Annotated in this window: 11 protein-coding genes and 2 pseudogenes; 5 read left to right on the forward strand and 8 right to left on the reverse strand. The window is 69.3% G+C overall.

Features of this window, described 5'->3' with window-relative positions:
* Positions 1 to 376 precede the first annotated feature (376 nt).
* The 5 genes from ABZ562_RS31450 to ABZ562_RS31470 all read right to left on the reverse strand — a co-directional run bounded on the left by ABZ562_RS31450 (position 377) and on the right by ABZ562_RS31470 (position 6,815).
* Entirely contained in the window at positions 377 to 1,627 is a 1,251-nt protein-coding gene (locus ABZ562_RS31450; protein ID WP_361486061.1) for a histidine decarboxylase, read from the reverse strand.
* A 566-nt stretch (positions 1,628 to 2,193) separates the two neighbouring features.
* Positions 2,194 to 2,730, reverse strand: coding sequence for a hypothetical protein (locus ABZ562_RS31455; protein WP_361486063.1), 537 nt, complete (start codon positions 2,728 to 2,730; stop codon positions 2,194 to 2,196).
* A gap of 884 nt (positions 2,731 to 3,614) precedes the next feature.
* A complete protein-coding gene (locus ABZ562_RS31460) occupies positions 3,615 to 4,364 on the reverse strand; it encodes a sulfite exporter TauE/SafE family protein (protein WP_361486065.1) in 750 nt (249 codons plus the stop codon).
* 145 nt (positions 4,365 to 4,509) lie between these two features.
* On the reverse strand, positions 4,510 to 5,874 hold the full coding sequence (locus tag ABZ562_RS31465; RefSeq protein ID WP_361486068.1) for an MBL fold metallo-hydrolase: 1,365 nt from the start codon (positions 5,872 to 5,874) through the stop codon (positions 4,510 to 4,512).
* Between the two features lie 251 nt (positions 5,875 to 6,125).
* Positions 6,126 to 6,815, reverse strand: coding sequence for a rhodanese-like domain-containing protein (locus tag ABZ562_RS31470; RefSeq protein WP_361486071.1), 690 nt, complete (start codon positions 6,813 to 6,815; stop codon positions 6,126 to 6,128).
* A gap of 305 nt (positions 6,816 to 7,120) precedes the next feature.
* Here ABZ562_RS31470 and ABZ562_RS31475 point away from each other — a divergent pair, with 305 nt between their 5' ends.
* A complete protein-coding gene (locus ABZ562_RS31475) occupies positions 7,121 to 8,173 on the forward strand; it encodes an NAD(P)/FAD-dependent oxidoreductase (RefSeq protein ID WP_361486073.1) in 1,053 nt (350 codons plus the stop codon).
* Positions 8,174 to 8,191: 18 nt separating this feature from the next.
* Here the strand turns inward: ABZ562_RS31475 and ABZ562_RS31480 are convergent, their stop codons facing one another.
* The gene (locus tag ABZ562_RS31480; RefSeq protein ID WP_361486076.1) at positions 8,192 to 8,764 is read right to left on the reverse strand and encodes a helix-turn-helix domain-containing protein; all 573 of its coding nucleotides are present in this window, start codon (positions 8,762 to 8,764) and stop codon (positions 8,192 to 8,194) included.
* 384 nt (positions 8,765 to 9,148) lie between these two features.
* Positions 9,149 to 9,775, reverse strand: a complete 627-nt coding sequence (locus ABZ562_RS31485) for a PDZ domain-containing protein (RefSeq protein ID WP_361486079.1) — start codon at positions 9,773 to 9,775, stop codon at positions 9,149 to 9,151.
* A 900-nt stretch (positions 9,776 to 10,675) separates the two neighbouring features.
* Here ABZ562_RS31485 and ABZ562_RS31490 point away from each other — a divergent pair.
* The 4 genes and pseudogenes from ABZ562_RS31490 to ABZ562_RS31505 form a co-directional block, all read left to right on the forward strand.
* Positions 10,676 to 10,921: a hypothetical protein gene (locus tag ABZ562_RS31490; RefSeq protein ID WP_361486081.1), complete on the forward strand. Its 246-nt coding sequence runs from the start codon at positions 10,676 to 10,678 to the stop codon at positions 10,919 to 10,921.
* 516 nt (positions 10,922 to 11,437) lie between these two features.
* Complete coding sequence (locus ABZ562_RS31495; protein WP_361486083.1) at positions 11,438 to 13,081, forward strand: glycoside hydrolase 43 family protein; 1,644 nt, start codon at positions 11,438 to 11,440, stop codon at positions 13,079 to 13,081.
* A 32-nt stretch (positions 13,082 to 13,113) separates the two neighbouring features.
* A pseudogene (locus ABZ562_RS31500) lies at positions 13,114 to 13,230 on the forward strand (hydrolase); the annotation flags it as partial.
* Positions 13,231 to 13,308: 78 nt separating this feature from the next.
* A pseudogene (locus ABZ562_RS31505) lies at positions 13,309 to 14,331 on the forward strand (arabinofuranosidase catalytic domain-containing protein); the annotation flags it as partial.
* Positions 14,332 to 14,339: 8 nt separating this feature from the next.
* Here ABZ562_RS31505 and ABZ562_RS31510 read toward each other — a convergent pair.
* Positions 14,340 to 15,044: IS630 family transposase (locus tag ABZ562_RS31510; protein ID WP_361486086.1), on the reverse strand; the 705-nt coding region annotated here is incomplete at its 5' end.

Consider the following 15,044-nt stretch of genomic DNA (forward strand, 5'->3'; position numbering starts at 1 on the left):
GCCACCGGCAGAGCGTGCGGGCGCCCCTTGGGGCGCTCGTGCCCACGCAAAGTGCGCCGGCGTGCACCGCCTTGCTCCCGCCGGTCGACCACGACCGTACGGGCAGCGGCACCACCTCGTCGCCGACCGCAGCGGACCCACGTGCCGCCACGCCGACCAGCGGAAACCGGCACGGCGTCATCCAAACCCAGGTCCCCTGCCGGACTCCCTTCCCACGCAGCCGGGGCCGGGCCTCGACACCGGCCCCGCCCGGTTGCACACCGCAGCACGCACAGAAACGACCCACCCGAGATCCGGCCGGGGCGCACGCTGCGCCTTTGCTGAAGCCGCGCAACTCAGGTTGCTGCTCGCGCTGACCGTGTCTTCGCCCGGCCGTTCACGCCAGGTCGTCGAGGAGGCGGTCGACGGTCTCATGGGTGACGTGGGGCATGGCGACGAGGTGTGCCAGGTGTCCCTCGACGGCCAGATGCCACCGGCGGCACACGTGGGGAGCCGGCCGGTCGAAGACCACGGTGAGCGAGGCGGGGTTGCGCAGGCTGCGCCTGCCGAGAGCGGCGATACGGCGTTCGGCGTAGGCGGCGACGGACAGGCAGCGGGCGACGCGGGCCGCGAGCCCATCGCGCCCCAGCCGTCGGAGGGCGTACCACAGGAACACGGCCGCGAGCGCGTTGCGCGAGCAGGCGAGGGTGGCGTCACTGGCGCCGAGGTACTCGCCCGCCGTACCGGGGGACGGCACCAGATGGTCGCGGGCCAGGACGACACCGCAGGGCATGGGCACGCCGATCAGTTTGTGCCCGCTGATGGTGAGGGTGTCGGCGCCCGCGTCGAAGCCCCATGCGGGCGGGTTGGGGGCGAAGGCGGCCACGAGGGCGCCCAGCGCCCCGTCGACGTGCAGATGGCACTCCCCCGCGGGCGCGGTCGCCGCGCGCACCGCGGGCAGGTCATCGATGGCTCCGAGCATCGTGGTGCCGATGGTGGCGACCACGACCGCTCCCCGCCCGGCACGCCGCGCGCAGGCGTCCCGCAGCGCCCGCACGTCCATGCTCCCGTCCCGCCGCGTGGGAACGGCAACCGCCTCCATACGCAGCAACGCGGCGGCCCTGGCGACCGTGTGGTGTGCCGCCGCACTGTGGTAGAGAGGCGCCTGCGGAAGGCGTTGCCGGCCGACGTGCGCGCCGAAGAGGTTGCCCTCGGTCCCGCCACTGGTGACATAGCCGTACGTACGGGCCGGATCACCTCCCGCCAGACGGCAGAGGAAGCGCACCACGTGGCGCTCGAACGGCTGGCGGTCGGGCCGTGACGGATCGCCGGGCCCGGGGTCTCCCACGGTGTTCCACAAGACGTCCAGCAGACCGCCGAACTCGCGGTAGTCGAGATCGAGATTGACCGGATACCCGACCGATGTCTCCCGCCGCCGGCGCAACGCCGCTCCGAACCGGTACACGAGTTCCCCGTCCTCCGCGGCCGAGGTCCAGGGGACATCGGCGATGCCGAGGCTGTCCGCGCGGTCACGGGCCGCCGCTCCGAGCCGTCCGCCCGGTGCGGGACCCGCAGAGCGTGCCGGAGGGATCGCCGCGAGCCCGTCGGAGGTTCCGCCATCGGCGTACGAGGGGGTGGTCACGAGCATGGTTCCTCCGGGCGGCTACGGGGCCGTTCCCACGTCGGCCTCGGCAGGACAGTAGGGGCGGGGTGGACAACGCGACGGCCGTGCTCACCACGTCACTCGTACGGGGGACGGTGTCCGAGTCGCCGGGGCGCGTCCGAGGCCCCGCGCCGACAACGCCGCAACAGCCTGCCGCGGATGGAGCCGTGAGTCGCCCAGTGGGACTGCCACGGGCAATCACAGCAGCGCTGCCACCAGCGGCGCTGGTTCATCTCACCAAAGGCCCCAGTGCTGGCCTCTCCGGGCCCGATCCGATCGGGCATGGGCTCGTCATCGCTCATGCCGTCCGGGCGCGGTGCGCCTCGACGAGGCCGGCGCTTCGGCGGGAAGAGCCGGTGCTTTTCAGCGGCGGCAGCGGGTCGTTCCCCTTCCTCGGCGGAACAACCCGGCAGCTCGCCCTGCCCGGCCCGATCGTCATACGCCCCAGTATCCGCAACCCCACCGGCTCGCCGCGGCGTTGCCCACCGAGCGCGTCGGGACAGAAGGCCGACCGCTCAGCCTCTGGTAGCCGGCCTTCGGCCACCTCACCTCTACGCCTCTGGAGAGCTGGACAAGGCTTCGCCGATCATGCGGGTGGCGAAGTCACGGTCGTCAGTGATCCTGTTGATGTGCTCCGCGAGCAGCAAGGCCGTGGCTTCCAGGGGATTCATCTCGTCCTCGGTCCAGTCGCCGAACTGCTTGCGCCACAGGTTGGGGCTCAGGCCGGTGCCGGCCGCGACGACCAGGCCGGTCATGGTGGGGATGACCTCGGGACAGATGCTCTTGCGCATCATGCGCATCGAGGCCACGAAGCTGGGCACGACGTACTCGATGACGTCCCTGTCGTGGTCCTCGTAGGCCATCCGCAGCCACTGCATGAACATGTAGATGAGCGTGCATGCACCGTCCAGCATGTCCTTGGCCTCGTCGGGGCCGAGTGACGCGGCGAATTGGTCGCTCAGCTGCTGCTGTTCGGGGTCGGTCTCGGCCTTGCCGTCGTAGATGGCTTTGAGCCGGGAGTCGATCACCATGAGCGCAGCACCCACGTCGCCGGCGGGAGCGTACTGGGGGTCACAGGGCGATGACACAGGATTGCTCCTCGGGCTGATCGCGGGCCACACGGCGTGTCCGACGGTAGCCCGAAAATGAGGCCATGGTCCGACAAATCGCGTGTGGACACTCTTTCGGCTCCCGCAACGGAAGGCACGCGGGTTCCAGGAATCCTGGGTGCCAAACGGCAGGAACCCGTACGCGCGCCCCCGGATTGCAGGGCCCCGCGTACGGGTTGGCAGCCGCTTCCGGGACAGCAGTAGGTCACGCGTCACTGAGCCAGTCCCCGACCTCCAGGTCGTGTGCTGCGAGCCAGGCGAGGATCTCGTGCCCCGCCTGGCTGTGGCGCGTCACCCAGACCCTTCCCGGTGACCGCGGCATCCGTGCCGAGGGCGGACATCATCGTCGATGGCACCGGCCTGCTCTGCATCAGCCTCCTGCTCCGTCTGCACAAACAGATCCACAACGCCGAGCCGGGCACCGTCGTCCACGTCATCGCCACCGAGCGGTGCCGCCCCGCTCGACCTGCCCGCCTGGTGCCACGTGACCGGCCACGCCTCCCTCTGCCCCGTCCCCGGAACCGAAACAGTCGGTGTACGCACTACAGCTAACCGCCGACGCCCTTCGCCCGCGGTCCGGCGCACCTTGGCACCCAGACGATCCACTACACGGCCACAGCAAATAGCCTCACGAGCCCAGGCAGAAGGGCTCCCAGGGCTTCAAGATCAACGCATTGCCCCCTATGACCCGCATCTCGGTCGTACTCCGACTACCGCCGGTCCGAACGGCCTGGGGCGGCGAGATCCGGTGCCGAGAAGTTCGTCACGCAGGAGGCCAACCGGAGAGGAAGGCGGGTTGGCGGCCGGGGATACCGGGCGGATGCGGGCCCGCCTGGAAAAGTTGTCGCCGGTCTGGGCTGCTGTCACGTCACGGCGTCGGCGAGCATGAAGGCGGCCACGGCCAGCAGGACCACGGCGAAGATGCGCTGCAAGTGGGGCGCGGAGACCTTCGCGGCTATGCGCTTGCCGTCCCAGGCGCCCAGGATCGCGGTTCCGATGAACGGGCCGATCAGCGCCCAGTCGAGCGAGGCGGCGGCGCCGGAGCGAGTGGCCAGGGAAGCCGGCGAGTTGGCCGTGATGACCAGCAGGCTGGTGCCGACTGCGGCCTCCATCTCGAAGGCCAGGACGGTGACCAGGGCGGGGACGGCGAGAAAGCCGCCGCCCACACCGAGCAGTCCGGTCAGCGTGCCGAGTGCGGCACCGGCCCCGGCTGCCTTCCCCGGCCGTACACCGCCGTCTTTGGGGCGGGCGGTGGCAGCGGGCCGGAGCATTTTGCTGGCGGAGAGGGCGGCTATGGCGGCGAAGGCGAGGGTGAGGACGGCTTGAGGCACGTGGGCGGAGGCGGCCCCAGCGACAGCCGCCGGAAGAATCCCGGCGGCTGCCAATGCCGCTCCGGCCTTCCACCGCACCCGCCCGGCCCGGGCGTGCGCGTACAGGGCGGTCGGAGACGTGGCGGTGACGATGATCAGGCTGGCGGTGGTGGCTGAGGCGGGGGTGAAGCCGAGCAGGTAGATCAGGGCGGGCACCGCCAGGACGCTGCTGCCGCCGCCGAGGGCGCCGAGCACCAGGCCGACGACGGCTCCTGCAATCAGGGCCAGGATCAGGGCGGTCACGCTATTCGCCCACTGTGTCCGCTGTCGTCGGCCGACGGCATTCCGGTCCCGGTGACCCGGGGGTGGGCCTGTACGGGGCCGAGGCAGCCAAGAGCCTGGCGGTAGAGGAACATCACGTGCCTTCTGTGCGGGTGGAGCAAGGGATTCATGACCGGGTGAGGCTCAGGCCCGCGTCGGCGGCCGCCTCGAAGCTGTCATCGATGGCGACGACCTGTCGTCCGGCCGCGTCCAGGAGGGATGCGGCGATCGCCGCGCGCATGCCGCCGGCGCAGTGCACCCACACCGTGCCGTCCGGCACGTCGCCGACCCGGCCGCGCAGTTCGTGGAGCGGAATGTGCACGGAGTCCTCGATGAAGCCGTTCACGCGTTCGGAGTCCCGTCGCACATCCAGCACCACCATGTCCTCGCCGCGCATGTGTGCATCGGCGAGGCCGGCGAAGCCGGCGCGGGGGAAGAAGGCGAGCCGTTCTCCCTGACGGACCCAGGTGGCTGGATCCCCGGTGGCGGCGGCGGCCGGACGGTCGATGCCGACCCGGGTCAGCTCCCGCTGCGCGTCGGCGATCTGCGCCGGGGTGTCGCCGAGCAGGGTGACCGGCTTGCCCCACGGGATCAGCCAGGCCAGGTGGGTAGCCAGCTTTCCGCTGCCCTCGAAGTTGAGCGATCCGGCCACATGGCCGTCGGCGAAGGCGACCCGGTTGCGCAGGTCCGCCACCCACTCGCCCGCCTCCAGCCGCTCGGCGATCTGTGCGGCGTCGGCGGTCTCGGGCGGGGTCAGGTCGACGGGCGCGGGGCCGGCGGCGTTGGCCGGCCCCATGTGCGTGTAGTAGGCGGGCACGTCCTCCAGCCCGGCCAGGACCCGCTTCACGAAGTCGTCGACATCCAGGGTGAAAGCGTCGTTGCCGGCGCGTTCCTGGCCGATCGTGCTCGCATCGCCCTCGGCCTGAGAGGAGGAGCAGAAGCTGCCGAAACCGTGCGTGGGCAGCACCGGCACCTCGTCGTCGAGCGTCGCCGCCAACCGGTGGACGGAGGCGTGCTGGGCACGGGCCAGTTGCTCGGTCAGCCGCGGGTCCACCAGGTCCGGTCGTCCCACGGAGCCGATCAGCAGCGAGCCGCCCGTGAAAGCAGCCACCGGGCTTCCCTCCTCCTCCAGGACGTACGAGGTGTGGTGCGGGGTGTGGCCCGGGGTGGCTATCGCGCGCAGCACCAGGTACTCGTCCACCTCGGACACGTCCCCGTCCGCGATAGGAACGCGAGGGAAGGAGACGCGGGCCCCGACCGGGACGAGGTAGCGGGCGCCGGTGAGGCGGGCCAGTTCCAGCCCGCCGGTGACGTAGTCGTTGTGCACGTGCGTCTCCGCCACGTAGGCGATGCGCACCCCTCGCCGCGCGGCGAGGGGGATCACCTGATCGACGTCCCGCGGCGGATCGACCACGACCGCAGCTCTCCGACCCCCTGCCAGATAGCTACGGTTGCCCAGCCCCTCGAACTCCAGGGTGTCGACAAAAAACATGGCGTGACTCCTCCCCGGGCTGGCGTACCCGGGTAATTCCGTTTCGGGAAGCCGCCGCCGCAGCTCCGGAACCGTTGCGCCACTCCGAACCGCTCGCGATATCCGCGGTTCTCATTACCTGGGCCATTGCGCAAACGGTCACCGTCCGGAATGGCGGTAGCGAATTTTCCGAAGACTGCGGGCGGACGGCGCATCCGGCCGGCCTCATGCCGGCGGACGTATGCGACGGTTATCTGCCGGTTTTGCTTTCGTCAGCCCTCGCGCACCGCATCTGCGACGCGATCGCCGTTGTTCTCGGCGCTTTCGCTCCCGGGAAGGACGACCGGCAGCCCCGCTGCTGCCCACGCCTCAAGGCCGCCGGCCACGCTGTAGACGGAAGACCGGCCCGCGCGGATCGCCTGCACGCCGCCCTGCGCGCTGCGGTTGCCTGTGCGGCAGACGAAGGCCAGTGGGCCGTCAGGCAGATCCGACAGCGACGCCGGCAATGTGCTGAGCGCGGCGTGGACGGCGCCGGCCGGGTGACGCGCTGCCCATTCATCGTCTTCACGGACATCGACCAGTGTGAGTTGCCCGTCCTCGGCGCGGCGACGCGCCTCAACAGGAGACAGGTCAGCGGGCATGCGACCGTCGCCGGAACTCAGGCTCTGCGTGGGCAGGACCGTCCGGATCGCCTCGTAGTTCGAGGCATGGACGACGGCTATCTGCTGTCCCATCATCGGGCAGACATTCATCGCCTCTTCCCAGTGACCGGTGGACTCCCATTCCGCCACGTTGACGAGAGGGAATTTACTCCCCGGAGCGATCGTGCGGAACATGTACGTCCGAATGAAACCGGGCTGCGCCGCCATCACCTCCGCAGCATCTTGCCATGCGGCGAGATAAGAGGCTTCCTTCTCCTCATCGATCTCGATCGGAATGATCACGACGTGGCGATTGTCCATCTGCTGCTTCCTCAAGTATTTCAACTACCGACATGCCGCTCGATCCGGAGGAATTCCCAACGAATGCGGGAACACGACCGAGTCCTGGAGATACCGGCTTTCAGTTGGGGGCCGGGACCATCTGGACGCAGCTTGCACACACGTATCCGCAGGCGACGAATCCTCTTGCTGGACTGGCAAGATGCTCGGCGTGGTCCGGGGCCGTCGGCCGATCGGCGAGCCATCCCCGGCGGCGAGAGCCAGCGCGTCTTGCCAGAACAGCATGAACCTTTGCGGCATCCGTGGCGCCATCGCACGCTGATGGCATGAGCGAGTTCGAGTTGATACGAGATGGTGAACAGACCTGGGACGTCGTGGTGGTCGGGGGTGGGACCGCCGGCCTTTCCGGGGCGTTGAACCTGGCCCGGGTACGCCGGTCGGTTCTGGTGATCGACAAGGGTGAGCCCCGCAACGCTCCGGCTGCCGGCGCCCATGGTGTGCTCGGCCGCGAGGGCATCTCTCCTCTGGAGCTGCTGCGGCTCGGGCGCGAGGAGGTCGCTTCGTACGGCGGTCGTGTCGTTTCGGGACAGGTCGCGCGGATCTCCCGGGACGGCGCGGCTTTCCGGGTCGTTACCGAGGGCGGGCAGCGCGTACGGACGCGCAGAGTGCTGGTGACCACTGGTTTGGTCGATGTGCTGCCGGACGTGCCGGGGCTGGCCGAACGGTGGGGGCGGGACGTGCTGCACTGCGTGTACTGCCACGGCTGGGAAGTCCGGGACAAGGTCATCGGGGTGCTCGGCAACTTCCACCAGGCACTGTTGTTCCGTCAGATGTCCAAGGACGTCACGCTGTTCCTGCACACCGCGACGGAACTGACCGACGAACAGTGGGAGCAGTTGGCCGCTCTCGGTGTCGGCGTGGTCGACGGTGAGGCCACCGGGCTCGAGGTCGACAGCCAGGACCAGCTGGCGGGCGTGCGGCTGGCATCGGGAAAGGTGGTGCCGGTCCAGCAACTGGTGGTCGCCCCCCGGTTCCTCGCGCGCGCGGGTTTCCTGCGCGAGCTGGGCGCGACGATGCAGGAACACCCCATGGGCCTGGGGGAGCAGCTCCAGGTGGACGCCTCCGGGTTCACCGGAGTGCAGGGCGTGTGGGCCGCGGGGAACGTCAGCGATGTACTGGCCGGGGTTCCCGCCGCGGCAGCAGCCGGCACCACCGCGGCCGCCGCGATCCACATGGACCTGCTGAAGGCCGACGCGGAAGCCGCCGCCCGTGCGGCGAAGGACGGTGAAGTGTTCAGCGGGGCGATGGAGGCCGAGGCGTCGCGGCGGGTGCAGGGCAGCCGTGCGCACGGACTGGGCTCCCTCCCCGGCGGGAACTGAGCCCTTACCGCGACCGGGTCAGGTGGCGCGGACCCGGAGGTGGGCCCGTTCTCCCTGGCGTCCAAGCAGGATGAGAAGTTCAACGGCCTGGTCGCCGTCGGCGCCAATCCAGTGCGGCACGTGCGTGTCGAACTCCGCGGCCTCGCCCGGCTTGAGGCTCAGGCTCTGCTCGCCCAGCAGTAGCCTGAGCCGTCCGGCGAGCACATAGAGCCACTCAAAACCGTCGTGAGTCTGCAGCTCCGGCTCGCTCTGGGACGTGGGTGAAATGAGAAGCTTATAAGCTTGGGCGCCGCCAGGATCGCTCAGCGGCACCAACGTCATCCCTCCCCGGGTCACCGGGCGCAGGTGAATGCGCGGGTCTCCCGTACGGGGCGCGCCCACGAGATGGTCGAGGGGCACCGCGTACACCTCGGCGAGTGGCAGCAGCAGCTCCAAAGTCGGCTTGCGACTGCCGCCCTCCAGACGGGACAGCGTGCTCTCGCTGATTCCGGTCCGCTGGCCAAGCTCAGCCAGCGTGATCCCCCGCCGGTGACGCAGCTCCCGCAGACGGGGCCCGACCGCATCCAGAACGTCCTTCTTCGCGCTGTTCACACCCTGATACTGCCCGAAAGGGAAGTCCTTCGCTGTTGCCTCGACCGGCTTTCGCACAGAGTGCCTTGGCCGGATCGTTGACGCACCCCGAACACTGCCGAGTTCCAGCTGATCGCCTCCCCCACCGACGACGCCGCGGACGACATCGTCTGGCACTGCACCACCAGCGACCCCGTCCATGAGGTGCCGCACGGCATGCTCCTCGACCGCTACGGCCCCTACCGGTGCGTGTTCGACGGGCCTGGGTCGGCGAGGCGGAAATCCCGGACGCCATCGCCGAGGTCACCAGCCCGCTCGCGCACGGGGGCAGCAGGTGCTCACCCGCTGCCCCTCGGCGGCTGACCGCCCTGAACCGAGCCGCAACCGGCATGAGGCCGGGGCCGCTTACGGCTCCGGATCGAGCGGGATCTGGAGGGTTAGGAGCGAACCAGCACGCTTGACGGTCACAGGGTAGGTGGCGCCCGACCGCTTGCCACGCAGGACGTTGTCCAGGTCGTTCACCGTGGGAGTGAGTGTGCCTGCAACGTCGATGATGAGATCACCGGGCTGGAGACCGGCGGCCTGGGTGTTGCTGCCTGGGTCGACCGCGAGGACTCGTACGCCTCCGCCCGGGGGGCTGGTGTTCTTGAGGTTGCCCGCGATGATGCCCTGGATGCCGGGCTTGATGTTCACGGTGAGCGGCTGGGTCACTCCGTTCAGGGTGAAGCTGCCAGTGAAGGTTCCCCCGGCCAGTGGCGCATCGCTGTCGGCGACGAGGTGGACGGTGAAGGGGTAGCGGAAGTCCCACGTGCTGGCCGAGCTCTGCCCCGTGGCGGACCTGCCGTCGGGAGCGATCTGGACCGGGCACGACATGCCCTCGCAGCGCAGGTCAAGTCCCGTGATGCGGGTGTACGGCGGGGCCTGGACGCTGATGGCACTCGGCTGGCTGTACCGCTGCCCGTCCGGCGGATAGTCGACCGTCTTCTCCGGCCCCCCGGCATCCAGATCGGGGACGCTCTGCTGAGGAGGCAAGGAGCGGGTCCGGGAAGGCGCAGAGGCTGCTGCGGATGCGGAGAACGCGGTGGCGGGCACAGCCGCTCCGGCTGCGAGCAAAGCGGTGCCCAGGGCGAGAACACCGCATGCACGGCGGAACTTACGGAACATCAGGAGCCTTCCTGATCGTTGGGGCCCCAACGTCCCAGCCGGGGCCACAGCACAGCTTGAGTACCGGTCTCAGTCCACTCGACCGAGGAACGAGTACCCCCGAGGCCTCAGCGTCGAGACGGGCGCATGTGGATGCCGCCCCAGCCCTGAAAGGGGGGCGGGCTCTCGTCCACCGGAGTCATCACGCGCCGGCCCTCGACTGTGACCTCCATCACGTATCGCAGTTTCCAGAACCCGATACCTCGGCCTCGACCGACTGCACACAGACCGAACCGTCCGCCCCACCGCTGAAACGACATGGGGGAAAGGGACATGAGGTTCGCCACGACAATGCCCGACAACAGCCCCTGCGATCACGCCGTGAAGCCGTCGGGGAAGCCCCGCGACCCGGCGTCCGACTGCCCCGGCCGGACCGCGTTCGCCGTCGTGTGCAGCGAGCACGAACAGGATGTATTGCATTGAATGCAACATCCGACCGGTCCTGCGGCGGCTCGTTTTGCCCGGTCGGCGCCCCCTCAACAGCCGCTTGCGCGCGATGACGTCAAGGCTCTCGCCGGCCTGCTGGCGCCGGTGCGCGACCACATGCGCTCCACACCACCCCGTTCAGCCGCGCCGCGCCGCAAAGCCGGATCTCAAGGACCCGGCCCGGTCTAGGGACAATAGCCATCGCGGCGCGGGCTTCTCCGGGCCGGTCGCGCCATAGTGGGAGGCCTGGCGGCCGCCTTCCCGACGTCTGCCTCGCCATCACTCGCGTCACATGGGGCTGTGGTGAGACGGCGTCCGTTCGCTGCCGCCGGTGCCACCCGTCGCCGGGTCGAGGACGCCATCGACGCGCTCGGCTTCCGGCCCGGCCGCGCGGCCCGCGAACTCGCGGGCAAGGAAGCCCGCTCGCTGACCGTCCTCACCAGCGACACCAGTCCGTACGGGGCCGCCTCGCTCGCCGCGCGGGAGCTGGTCGCGAATCGGTCGGTGAGCGCCGTACCGTGCGGCAACGACGACGTGGCCGCCGGGTGATGCGTGCGGCCCGCGAAGCCGGAGGCATCACCCCGCCCTGACCACGGTCCGCCTCGACTTCGAGGGGCTCGGCCGCACCTGCTTCGGGCTGCTGCACCGGTTGCAGCCGGTTCGCCGGCGCGAGAGGTGTTGACGTCTCTCGCTATCCGCCTATCATCCATGCTTGTCCGGGCAGCCGATTAGTGTTCGCCATTCCGAACAGCAATCAGACGGACAGGTTTGTGTCGGCCGCACAGACCAGCGCTGAAAGACGTTATCCGGTGCGATGTGTCCCCTGCGTCAACGCGCCGCGTCCCAAGGGGGATCCCAAGGGAACAGGGGCACTGCGAGCACCTGCGACCAGCCGAGGACCCGTGCACCGGAGCGGCCCGCCGCCCCGCCGCTCCAGGACCACTTCCGCAACGCGTGCACACCACCGGGCCTTCTCGTACGAGGCCGTAACCACACCACGTCCACCGTGCCGGCACGTCATCGCTCCTCTGGCACTCCGGCCACCACAAAGGAGAACGACCCTCGATGTCCTGGCTCCACCGCGAGCACAGTCGCCGCACCGCACTGGCAACAGCCACCGGGCTGGTGGCGGGAGCCGCCCTGCCCGTCTCCGCCGCCCGCGCCACCGCCCCATCCCACGGCCCCGCCGGGGCCACCCTCACAGCCGTCGGCCCGTACGCGAATCCGGTGATCTGGCAGGACTTCGCGGACATCGACATCATCCGCGTCGACAACACGTACTACTACTCGGCCTCCACCATGCACTACTCGCCGGGTGCACCCATCCTCCGCTCGTACGACCTGGTCAACTGGGAGTTCGCCGGGCATTCGGTGCCCGTCCTGGACTTCGGCCCCAAGTACGACCTGAGCGGCGCCCGCGCCTACGTCAAGGGCATCTGGGCGTCGTCCCTCGCCTACCGCCCGCGCAACCGCACGTTCTACTGGCTCGGTTGCATCGAATTCGGTACGTCGTACATCTACACCGCTCCGTCCGTCGAAGGGCCGTGGCGCAGGCTCACCGCGATCAACAACGCCTACTACGACGCGGGCCTGCTCGTCGACAGCGACGACACCCTGTACGTGGCCTACGGGAACACCACCATCAGCGTGGCCCAGCTCTCCGCCGACGGGCGCAGCCAGGTCCGTGCGCAGCAGGTGTTCACCACGCCGTCGAGCGTCGGGACGCTGGAGGGCTCCCGCTTCTACAAGATCAACGGGAACTACTACATCTTCCTCACCCGCCCGGCGAACGGCCAGTACATCCTGAAGTCGACCAGCGGCCCCTTCGGGCCGTACACCATGCGGCAGGTCCTGCTCAACCTGGGCGGACCGGTCTCCGGCGGCGGGGTGCCGCACCAGGGCGGACTCGTACAGACCCCTGGCGGTGCCTGGTACTACATGGCCTTCGTGGACGCCTACCCCGGCGGCCGGATCCCCGTGCTGGCCCCGATCAGCTGGACCTCCGACGGCTGGCCCGTCGTACAGCTGGTGAACGGCGCCTGGGGCGCCTCGTATCCGAGCCCGGTCGTCCCCGCGCCGCCCCGCCAGGTCACTCCGCTGACCGGCGTCGACACCTTCGACGGCACGGTCCTGAAGCCGAAATGGGAGTGGAACCACAACCCGGACACCACCAAGTGGTCGGTCGACAACGGTCTGACGCTGCGCACCGCCACCGTCACGAACGACCTGTACTGGGCCCGCAACACCCTCACCCACCGCATCCAGGGACCCACCTCCACCGCCACCGTCCAGCTCGACCACTCCGCGATGCGCGACGGCGACCGGGCCGGGCTCGCGCTGCTGCGCGACTCCTCCGCGTGGATCGGGGTGAAGCGCGACGGCGGCGCGACGCGGGTGACGATGGTGAACGGGCTGACGATGGACGGAAATTGGAACACCACCGGCACCGGCACGGAAGTGGCGAGCGCCACCGTCCCGAGCGGCCGCATATGGCTGCGCGCCACCGCCGACATCCGCCCGGGCGCGGGACGTCCGGGTACCTTCTCGTACAGCACCGACGGGGTGAACTTCATCCGTCTCGGGCCCTCGTTCACCATGGGCAACGACTGGCGGTTCTTCATGGGGTACCGGTACGCCATCTTCAACTACGCCACCCAGGCACTCGGCGGGTCGGTCAAGGTCGCCCGGTTCGAACTGTCCACACCCTGAGTCCGGCCCGCCCCACATCGAATGTCCTACGCGCCCTCGCGTGTGCCCGGCCGGCTGTCTTCCGCGCGGTGGCGGTCCCATCCGGCGGACGGCTCAACGGCTGCGGCGGTGGTACCCGGCCCATCGCGTACCTCGGGGTGCACGGCATGTCTCATCCCTCCCTCATCCAGTAGAGGAGTTCATCCGTGACCACTCGACTGACGTTACGCCCCTTGAGGCGCACGTTCCTGGCGACAGCGGCGGCAGTCGCGCTCGGCGTCGGCGTCCTCACCGGCACGGCCCCGGCCTCCCAGGCCGCGGCCTCGCTGCCCTGTGACATCTACGCCTCCGGCGGCACGCCCTGCGTGGCGGCGCACAGCACGACCCGCGCGCTGTACGGCGCCTACAACGGACCGCTGTACCAGGTGCGCCGCGCCTCCGACAACGCCACGCGGGACATCGGCGTGCTGAGCCCGGGCGGATACGCCAACGCCGCCGCACAGGATTCGTTCTGCGCCGGTACGAGCTGCCTCATCACCATCGTCTACGACCAGTCCGGCCGGAACAACCGCCTCACCCAAGCGCCTCCCGGCGGCTTCCCCGGCCCGGCTCCGGGCGGATATGACAACCTCGCGAACGCGACAGCGGCGCCGACCACCCTCGGCGGCCACAAGGCCTACGGCGTCTTCGTGGCTCCTGGCACCGGGTACCGCAACAACACCACCAACGGCGTCGCGAAAGGGGACCAGCCGGAGGGGATGTACGCCATCCTCGACGGCACCCACTACAACGGCGGCTGCTGCTTCGACTACGGCAACGCCGAGACCAACAGCCGTGACAACGGCAACGGCACCATGGAGGCCATCTACTTCGGGAACAACAAGGTCTGGGGCTACGGTGCCGGCAACGGCCCCTGGATCATGGCCGACCTCGAGAACGGCCTGTTCTCCGGGGTGAACCAGCGCTACAACGCGGGCGACCCCACCATCGGTCACCGATACCTGACCGCCATCGTCAAGGGCGAGCCGAACCACTGGTCCATCCGTGGCGGCAACGCACAGTCGGGCGGTCTGTCGACCTTCTACAACGGACCGCGCCCCAACGTCCCGGGCTACAACCCGATGAAGAAGGAAGGTGCCATCATCCTCGGCATCGGCGGCGACAACAGCCACGGCGCCGCCGGCACCTTCTACGAAGGCGTGATGACGTCCGGCTATCCGTCGGACGCCACCGAGAACGCGGTGCAGGCCAACCTCACCTCGGCCGGTTACGGGAAATCCTAGTGACCTGAGTCGGAGATTCGGTGGCAGTAGGCGGCCACTTTGTCGAGGATCTCGTCGGCTGTCTTCGTCCAGACGAACGGTCGCGGCTGCTCGTTCCAGTCGGCCAGCCATGCCCGGATGTCGCGTTCGAGAGCCTGGACGGAGCGGTGGACGCCGCGCTTGAGCTTCTTCTGCGTAAGTTCGGCGAACCACCGCTCGACCAGGTTCAGCCAGGACGAACTCGTGGGCGTGAAGTGCAGGTGGAAGCGCGGGTGCGCCAGCAGCCACTTCTTGACCTCGGGCGTCTTGTGGGTCGCGTAGTTGTCCAGGATCAGGTGCACGCCGAGACCCGCCGGAACCTCCTTGTCGAGCCTGGCCAGGAACTTCTTGAACTCCACCGCGCGGTGCCGGCGGTGCAGAGAGCCGATGACCTTCCCGGTCGCCACTTCCAAAGCGGCGAACAAGGTGGTGGTGCCGGCCCGGACATAGTCGTGGCTGCGGCGTTCGGGAACGCCGGGCATCATCGGCAGCACCGGCTGGGAGCGGTCCAGTGCCTGGATCTGCGACTTCTCGTCCACACACAGGACCAGGGCCTTCTCCGGCGGGTCGAGGTAGAGCCCGACCACATCGCGGACCTTGTCGATGAACAGCGGGTCCGTGGACAGCTTGAACGTCTGCGTGCGGTGCGGGGCCAGGGCGAACGCCCGCCAGATCCGCGAGAT

Source organism: Streptomyces sp. NPDC019937, assembly GCF_040631655.1.
GTDB lineage: Bacteria > Actinomycetota > Actinomycetes > Streptomycetales > Streptomycetaceae > Streptomyces.

Bases quoted from the DNA above. Each gene is read 5' to 3' on its own strand.
- ABZ562_RS31450 (WP_361486061.1), bottom strand. From the start codon at position 1,627: ATGCTCGTGACCACCCCCTCGTACGCCGATGGCGGAACCTCCGACGGG.
- ABZ562_RS31465 (WP_361486068.1), bottom strand. From the start codon at position 5,874: ATGTTTTTTGTCGACACCCTGGAGTTCGAGGGGCTGGGCAACCGTAGC.
- ABZ562_RS31470 (WP_361486071.1), bottom strand. From the start codon at position 6,815: ATGGACAATCGCCACGTCGTGATCATTCCGATCGAGATCGATGAGGAG.
- ABZ562_RS31475 (WP_361486073.1), top strand. From the start codon at position 7,121: ATGAGCGAGTTCGAGTTGATACGAGATGGTGAACAGACCTGGGACGTC.
- ABZ562_RS31495 (WP_361486083.1), top strand. From the start codon at position 11,438: ATGTCCTGGCTCCACCGCGAGCACAGTCGCCGCACCGCACTGGCAACA.